8 protein-coding genes and 1 pseudogene are annotated in these 8,343 nt (G+C 37.1%); all 9 read right to left on the bottom strand.

From position 1 onward, the window contains the following. Window positions 1–374, bottom strand: a pseudogene (locus Q0E20_RS09210) (phenylalanine--tRNA ligase subunit beta); the annotation flags it as partial. A 2-nt stretch (window positions 375–376) separates the two neighbouring features. Then, complete coding sequence (gene pheS, locus Q0E20_RS09205) at window positions 377–1,405, bottom strand: phenylalanine--tRNA ligase subunit alpha (protein WP_295999327.1); 1,029 nt, start codon at window positions 1,403–1,405, stop codon at window positions 377–379. Between the two features lie 36 nt (window positions 1,406–1,441). Further along, the gene (locus Q0E20_RS09200) at window positions 1,442–1,906 is read right to left on the bottom strand and encodes a PaaI family thioesterase (RefSeq protein WP_295999324.1); all 465 of its coding nucleotides are present in this window, start codon (window positions 1,904–1,906) and stop codon (window positions 1,442–1,444) included. A gap of 127 nt (window positions 1,907–2,033) precedes the next feature. Then, on the bottom strand, window positions 2,034–3,245 hold the full coding sequence (locus Q0E20_RS09195) for an ABC transporter permease (RefSeq protein WP_295999321.1): 1,212 nt from the start codon (window positions 3,243–3,245) through the stop codon (window positions 2,034–2,036). Further along, window positions 3,238–3,960, bottom strand: a complete 723-nt coding sequence (locus Q0E20_RS09190; protein ID WP_295999317.1) for an ABC transporter ATP-binding protein — start codon at window positions 3,958–3,960, stop codon at window positions 3,238–3,240. The genes Q0E20_RS09195 and Q0E20_RS09190 overlap by 8 nt, the downstream gene beginning before the upstream one ends. Window positions 3,961–3,973: 13 nt before the next feature. After that, the gene (locus Q0E20_RS09185) at window positions 3,974–5,056 is read right to left on the bottom strand and encodes an efflux RND transporter periplasmic adaptor subunit (RefSeq protein ID WP_295999313.1); all 1,083 of its coding nucleotides are present in this window, start codon (window positions 5,054–5,056) and stop codon (window positions 3,974–3,976) included. Between the two features lie 91 nt (window positions 5,057–5,147). Next, the gene (locus Q0E20_RS09180) at window positions 5,148–6,062 is read right to left on the bottom strand and encodes an ATP-dependent 6-phosphofructokinase (protein ID WP_295999331.1); all 915 of its coding nucleotides are present in this window, start codon (window positions 6,060–6,062) and stop codon (window positions 5,148–5,150) included. Then, complete coding sequence (locus tag Q0E20_RS09175; protein WP_295999311.1) at window positions 6,019–6,717, bottom strand: shikimate kinase; 699 nt, start codon at window positions 6,715–6,717, stop codon at window positions 6,019–6,021. The genes Q0E20_RS09180 and Q0E20_RS09175 overlap by 44 nt, the downstream gene beginning before the upstream one ends. 228 nt (window positions 6,718–6,945) lie before the next feature. Continuing rightward, window positions 6,946–8,343: IS1182 family transposase (locus tag Q0E20_RS09170; protein ID WP_295999306.1), on the bottom strand; the 1,398-nt coding region annotated here is incomplete at its 5' end.

The following is an 8,343-nucleotide window of genomic DNA, read 5'->3' as shown; positions in this document are numbered from 1 at the left end:
AACATACCTTCTGATACAACACCACGTAATTTACCTTTTTTGATTTCTGTACCATCTGCCAAACGAGATTTATGATACGCAACTGGTACGATTTGACCTACAGCTACATTAGTAGCAGCGGTAACGATTTGCTTAGTAATTTCTTCCCCATCTTCAGATAAGCATTGTACTTGGCATACTTGTAATTTATCTGCATCTGGGTGTTTTGTAATTTCTACGATTTTACCAGTATAGATTTTTTTCAAACCTGGATCCATAGAAAGTACTTCTTCTACAGGAATACCTGCTTGTGTTAATTCATCCGCTAATTCTTGGGCAGGACGATTTAGATCAAGAGGTACGTATTCATTCATCCATTGTAAGCTTGCTTTCATTTCTACCTCCTAAATTGTTCCAAGAAACGGATATCATCTTCAAAGAATAGACGTAAATCGCCAATACCATATAACAACATAGCAATACGTTCTACGCCCATACCAAAGGCAAAACCTTTCACCTTATTAGGATCATAGCCATTGAGCTCAAGTACACGAGGATGTACCATGCCGCAGCCAAGGATTTCAAGCCAGCCTGTGTGAGAGCATACACGACAACCTTCACCGCCACACATAACACAAGAGATATCTACTTCCGCAGATGGTTCTGTGAATGGGAAGAAGCTTGTACGGAAACGCACTTTTGTTTCATCACCAAACATATGGCGTAAAAATGTTTCGATAGTGCCTTTCAAGTCAGCAAATGTGATATGTTCATCAATAATTAAGCCTTCTACTTGATGGAACACAGGAGAGTGTGTAGCATCATAGTCCCAACGATATACCTTACCAGGTGCAATCATGCGAATCGGACTATTCGGTTCATGACGTTGCATGGTACGTGCTTGTACAGGAGATGTATGAGTTCTAAGCAAGAAATTTTCTGTAATATAGAAAGAATCTTGCATATCGCGTGCTGGATGATCTTTTGGTAAATTAAGACATTCAAAGTTAAAATGGTCTTGTTCAATTTCAGGACCTTCTTCAACGGTATAGCCCATTTTCATGAAGAAATCTTCAATCATTTCATTCACGGTAGTCAATGGATGGATATGACCAGATTTTGGTGCTCTACCAGGAAGAGTAATATCGATTTTTTCTTCTTCCAATCGAGCGTTCATAGCCGCTACTTCCATAGACGTTTTCAATGCATCGATTTCTGCTTCTAATGCTTGACGAACTGCATTCACGAGAGCGCCCATTTTAGGACGTTCTTCTGGGGAAAGTTTACCTAACCCTTTAAGCAATGCTGTTACTTCACCTTTTTTACCTAAATATTTTACGCGTACGTCTTGCAACGCTTGTTCATCGGAAGAGTTTTTAATCGCAGATAAAGCTTCCTCTTTAATGCGTTGTAATTCTTGTTCCATACAACAGTCCTCCTAAATTACAAAGTTCAACCCCCATTATATCAAATTTGGGTCATCTTCTTCAATGAATCTCCAAGGTAAATCCGGTAAAGAACGCTCTTCCACAACAAAAAACGTACCTCTCGCTATATGCACCACTTCACCTAACTCGTTATAAATACGTGCAGTAGCCACCATCGTAGTTTTACCACTGTGCTCTACATTCGCTACACCGCGCAATACTGTACCACCCTGAACAGCTTTCAAATAATTACCATTAATATCAATAGTACTCACCGATTTTCCCAATGTAAAACATGCTGTTCCCATCAAGCTGTCTGCAAAGCCAATACAAACAGCACCATGTAAATGACCTCTGAAATTGCAGTATTCAGTTTCATTTGTTTGTAATGTCATTTCTGCATGACCTGACTCTACAGCGGTAACCTCTGAATCTTTCACCCAAGAAAAAGGATTCTGAGTCCGTAACTCATTAAAATATTCTAATAATGTTGTAGCCATAATTTCCTCACTAAATTAAAAATAGTGCGTTACATCATACTTAATTGTATCATGCAACGCACTATATGCAATACGTCTATCAAACTATAAAGCGCTTACACTATTCGATTCTTCAAGTCTACTATCCTTATTCATAATGTAGCGCATCAATCGGATTTAATTTAGCCGCTTTGCGAGCCGGATAAATACCAAAGACTAAGCCAATAGCCATGGAGAATCCAAAAGATAGAATAATTGTTGGAATCGATACAACAGTACTCATACCAGATGCTAAGCCTATCAGTTTTGAAGCACCTATACCCAGTGCAATACCAATGAGCCCGCCCATGAGACTGATTACAACTGCTTCTATCAAGAATTGTGTAACAATGACATAATATGTAGCACCTAAGGCCTTACGAATACCAATCTCCCGTGTCCGTTCCGTAACAGAAACAAGCATGATATTCATAATACCAATGCCCCCAACGATAAGTGAGATTGCTGCAACAGCACCTAAGAACAATGTCAATGTTCCTGTTGTTTGTTCCATCGTTTCCATAATTGATTTCATATTTTGAATGTTAAAATCATCAAGATTTGTATCTTTAATACCATGACGAACACGTAATAGATTTTCAATATCTGATTGCAAGCGGTCAATACCATTATCGTCCCTAGCAACAACATAAACCATGCGAAGATAATCTACACCTTCTACGCGTTCCATCGCTGTTGTATAAGGAATAAAAATGACATCATCTTGATCATTCCCCATAGATCCATTTCCCTTACTGTTTAAGACACCAATAATCCTAAACGGAATGTTTTTTACACGTATTTCCTTGCCAACAGGGTCGTCTCCGGCGAATAGATTTTTAACTACAGTTTGACCAATAACAGCTACTCGATCACGACTATCTACATTCTTACTAGAGATAAAACGACCTTCTGCCATTGTCCAATTATTTACATCCTGAAAATTGCTACTTACACCACTAACAGTAGTAGTCCAATTCTTACTTTGATAGATAGACACGTAAGCATTAGCTGTATAAGGACTAGCAGCTTTAACACCATCCAACTTACTAATAGCAGTATAATCAGATACTTTAAGTGACTTCATAGAGCCTTGGGATTGTCTTACTCCCGGTGTACGTGGTGCACCTGGCATAACCATCAATAGATTCGAACCTAGACTCGAAATTGAATTCTGAATATCTTGCTTAACGCCATTACCAATTGACACAAGAGCAATAACAGCAGCTACCCCTATAATAATACCTAACATTGTCAAAATGGATCTCATTTTATTGGCAATCAAAGATGCCCATGCCATTAAGAAACTTTCTTTATACATGTGTCACCTCCTGTACAGGAGTCATATTAAGATTTTGCTTATCTTCTACAATTAATCCATCTCGTAAAACTACATTTCGACTAGCATAAGTAGCAATATCAGGTTCATGTGTTACAAGAATTATAGTGCGACCTTCATCATGAAGACCTCTAAAGATATTCATAACATCAATAGTAGATTTTGAATCTAAATTACCGGTCGGCTCATCAGCCATAATAATGGCTGGGTCATTTGCTAATGCACGAGCAATTGCTACACGTTGACGTTGACCACCTGATAATTCAGCTGGCAAATGATCCATACGCTCACCTAAACCTACAGAGCTAAGCAATGACTCTGCACGAATCGTACGCGTTTTTTTGTCAATTCCTGCATATACCATAGGTAGAGCTACATTTTCAAGAGCCGTTAATTTTGTTAATAAATTAAAGCTTTGAAATACAAAGCCAATTTCTTTATTTCGTACATATGCCAACTCATCATCACTGAGATTAGCTACTTCATTTCCATTCAAACAATATGATCCTGATGTCGGTCTATCAAGGCACCCTAAAATATTCATAAATGTAGATTTACCAGATCCAGAAGGCCCCATAATAGATACAAAATCACCTTTTTGAACTTGTAAATCAATACCATGCAAAACAGGAACCGTCAACTTACCATTAACATAGGTCTTTGTTATACCTTGAATATCAATAACTGAATCATTCATTATTCACCTACGCTTAAAATGGTCCACGAGAGTTATTTTTAGGACTTGTTACATCACCACTAACAATAATTTCATCGCCTTCAGAAACACCGCTTAAGATTTGAACATTTGTATCACCTGTTACACCAGTAGAAACAGTCGTTCTAACAGGTTGCCCATCTTTAATAACATAAACATATTCACCTTGTTTATCGGTACGTACGGCTGTCAATGGAACTACGAGTGTATTTTTAATATCATCCCCTAAAATGGTGGCACGAGCAGTCATGGAAGGCAAGAAATTTTGAGAAATATCCGCAGGAATTGATACTTTAACAGTATAGTACACCACACTATTACTAGTAACCCCCATATTCCCCTTAGTTCCTCTAGCAATTTCAGATACATAACCGGTAAAAGTTTGACCCGGCTTTGAGTCAACAGTAAACTCAACTTTAGCCCCATTTTTTACATTCCCAATATCTGTTTCATCTACTGTCAAATAGATTTCTAAATTAGATAAATCAGCAATGGTAGCAATAATCATTTGTGTAGAAATACCGGTGCTAATAGTTTGACCAGCTTTGAGTGGAGTTCCTACAACAGTGCCTGACATTGGAGCAGTAATGGTAGCATCACTTAAATCCGCAGACACTCTGTCATAAGTTGACTGAGCTTGTTCATAAGCTGTTACAGCATTATCATAAGTTTGTTGAGATACAGCATTTTGATCAATTAATGCTTTATACCGATTCATATCTAAACGTGCTTTATCAAGAGCTGATTTCGCATTATCTACCTGAGCTTGTAATTGACGAGTATCAATATACGCAATAATTTGACCTTGAGTAACTTGATCATTTTCCTTAATCAGTACCTTTTCAAGCTTACCGGCTACATTGGTAGATACATCTACATAATTAACAGGATTAATGGTACCTGTAGCACTAATACTAGTTTTTACATCGCCTTTTTCAACCTTACCAGTTGTATATTTTTGTTGTGTTTGTGCACTATTATTTGAATGGACATAATAATAGCCCCCACCACCTAATAAACAAATAACAATAGCTCCACCGATAATACGTTTACGGTACTTTTGAAACAATTCTTTCATATATACTCCTTAAAAAATGAGTCATTTCATTATCATGCATAACATTGTACTAAAAAATATCAATCATACAATATAATCTCACAATCTATATTTAATGACTCAATATAGAGATTAATTCATACTGATCTTTATCGATGCCAAAGTGCATTGTTTTAGCCGTGTTATACGGTATAGCGCGAATTCGTCCATCAACATAACCAATAATACAATCCTGCTGTCCGCATACTAAAGAGTCAACAGCAATCTCACTCATTCGAGCTGCTAAAATAGCATCTAATGCGGATGGTGATCCACCACGTTGTAAATACCCCAAAACCGTTAAACTAGGATCAAAGTATGTATGGCTCTTAATATATTCTTTAACCTCACCACTAGAGTATGCGCCTTCAGCCACCAATATAATGCTATACTCCTTACCAAGTTGATGAGTCTTATTAATATGTTCACATACTTCATCAAGTGACATTGGATATTCAGGTACTAAAACGAGTTCTGCGCCACAGGCTAAGCCAGCTTGCAATGCAATATGACCAGCATGACGCCCCATCACTTCAATTATAGCCACCCGTTCATGAGAATTCGATGTATCACGAATACGCCCCACCGCATCAACTACAGTATTAAGAGCCGTATCAAAACCAATTGTATATTGGGTTCCATTCATATCATTATCTATAGTACATGGAATTGTTATAGTAGACTGACCTAACCGCATCAATGCCTCAGCACCAGCTTGAGACCCATCACCACCAATCACAATTAAATGATCAATACCATAATTCTTTAGTATTCCATATGCTTTCTGTTGTACATCCAAATTTTTAAATTCAGGGTACCGAGCAGTTCTAAGAATTGTGCCACCTGTAGTAATAATCCCACCTACATCACGAGCATGTAATGGTCTTATCTCACTATTAATAATTCCCTCAAATCCACGTTCTATACCATATACACTAAAACCTTCATGAATTGCTTTTCTTGTGATGGCTCGAATGGCTGCGTTCATTCCTGGTGCGTCTCCGCCGCTTGTTAATAATGCTATTTTTTTCATGTCTAGGTCCCTTCTGTTGCTTGATTTCAACTTTTATTTCTTTAGACATAATTTCAGTTGGTTTGGGTTGTCTTCGTGCCTTAAATTGGACTGCTAGTGTGTCTAATTGATGCTCAATTGCTTTCATAAAATCATAGGTACGACCATTAGTCGTATCCAATACATAGTCACATTGTTTATAAACTGGTTTCCATGACTGAATCATATTATGCACAAAAGCCGAAACATTTGTGTAATCCATTGTAGGCCGTTTACCTACACGTCGATTCACACGACTCACAATTCGATATTGTGCAGCCCGAATTCCTATGATAAAAGAGAATTTCTTTAGCGATCTGAGTATTCTATGCTCTATAGGGAAATTACCACCCACACTAATAACAGCCTCGTGATATAAAGAAACTTTTTTAAGTACCTCTAATTCAGCACGTCGAAATGCTTTTTCACCTATTTTTTTATAAATATCTGCAATGGGCAACCCAAAACGACCTTCTAATACTCGATCGGTATCCACAAACTGCCAGCCTTTTAAATCTGCTAGATTACGTCCAAAATGGCTTTTTCCACTTCCCATGGACCCAATGAGAATAATATTTCGTTTTACTATCATATTACTATTGCCCCTTATTCTTACGTTAAATTTCATTTTACTATAAATCTGTCATAAAAACAAAAGGGGCTGTAACAGAATGCGGTTTTACCGCATTCTAGTTGCAGTCCCTTTAAAATATAAGAAATACCAAGAAAGTTAGATTTGTAAAATCGTATGTTTTCTTGGTGTTTCTTGTTTTTAGGCGCACTTAAATAGGCCTCTAGGCCTATTTAAAAATTTCTTGGTTTAAGCAGTTTCTTTTGCAGTAAATAATGTTGTATTAACTCGTCCTGCTTGTATTCTGTTATGTAACTTTGCTAGATTAAATCCCATGGACAATAGATATAACATCTTATGCACGTTTCCACTGCCACGGTGTAAAAATCGTCTAAATCCAAAATCTTGTTTTAACACACCAAATGTGCCTTCCACTTGGATGGAACGGTTAATTCGTAATTGAATGCCTGTTTCACTGAATAGTCTATCTTGGTTTTCTGCCAATACAGCATCATATGCAGGCGTAGTTTCAATTCGTTTTACGGGATTTGCTGTTGTTGGTTTCACATATCGTTGGCATTCTTTTTTGTATCCACATCGGTTACAAGACTCACAAATATATACCTTTCTCTCAGATACAAATCCTGTTTTGTTTTTAGCAGTATGAGTGAAAGCATATTTTAATTTACGACCTTTAGCACAGATAAATGCATCTTCTTCAGGTATATATTCCATATTGCGAGCTTTGCTAATATCTTTCGTCCAAGCTCTAGTTTTCGCCTTTTCATAATATTGTGGTTTTATACAAGATAGATAATGGTTGTTTTTTAACCAAGTTAAGTTCTCATGGCTCTCATAACCAGCATCAGCTACCACATATGTGAATCGGCGGCTATGGATCTGTTCTAATTGCTGTACAAATGGAATTAAGGTATTCGTATCATTGGGCTTAGGAAATACCCCAACTCCCATAATATATTCAGAATGAACAGCCAATTGTACATTGTAGGCAGGCTTAAGCTGTCCATTACGCATATGGTCTTCCTTCATACGCATAAAGGTAGCATCATGATCTGTTTTAGAATAACTGTTGCGTTCACCCATAATATACAATTGCTGTTCATATACCTTTCGCTTGTCATATAGAGCTTCAGCTCGCTCAAACAACCGTTGTAATGGTCTTTTATGCTTACCTTTTCCTTGTACTAATTCCATATGTTGTACTTTAATTTCTTTAGCTAAGAAAGTATATATACATTCATCATTCATACAATGGGTATCTAGCCCTAATTCATTCCAGATGTCTTGCTTTAATATAGCTAATTTAGGTGGTAATGTATCTAGTCTTTTTTGCACTGCTTTTCGCCAGACAAAGGTGTACTTGTTGGCATTAGCCTCTAATTTAGTTCCATCAATAAAGACTTCATTGAATGTCAAGGTATCACGTCTTCCAATAGCTTCCATTAACTGTGAAAACAGATTCATTAATATATCTAGTGTACAACGTGCAAAAAATCGTTGGAAGGTCATATGACTAGGAGCTGAATAGCCTTGAAGAAGCCACATATAATTAATATTTTCTTCGCATTGTTGTTGTATCATACGTGTAGAATACACGCCGTTGGACATAGCATAGACAAAAATTTT

This window comes from uncultured Veillonella sp. (assembly GCF_934230905.1).
In the GTDB taxonomy this organism is placed as follows: domain Bacteria; phylum Bacillota; class Negativicutes; order Veillonellales; family Veillonellaceae; genus Veillonella.
This window is presented reverse-complemented; position numbering and strand designations above follow the sequence as displayed.